Genomic DNA, 207 nt, shown 5'->3' on the forward strand with positions numbered 1-207 from the left:
CGCCTGGGGCGCCGCTGCGGCCCCTGGTGCGACCTCCCCTTCCGCCTCACCCATGAGCGCATCGGGGAGCTGATCGGCACCACCCGCGTCACCACCACCCGGCTGATCTCCCGCATCCGGGCCGCCGACCTGATGCAGGTCCCCAGCGGCGAGACCAGCCTGCGCCTGGCACCGGCCCTGGTCGACGGTGCACCCCTGGCGGCCTGA

Annotated in this window: 1 protein-coding gene; it reads left to right on the plus strand. The window is 74.9% G+C overall.

All coding sequences use genetic code 11. The features are described 5' to 3' along the window. Nucleotides 1–207: helix-turn-helix domain-containing protein (locus KUG38_RS16720; RefSeq protein ID WP_216923539.1), on the plus strand; the 207-nt coding region annotated here is incomplete at its 5' end.

It is taken from the genome of Synechococcus sp. CCAP 1479/9 (assembly GCF_019038535.1).
GTDB lineage: Bacteria > Cyanobacteriota > Cyanobacteriia > PCC-6307 > Cyanobiaceae > Cyanobium.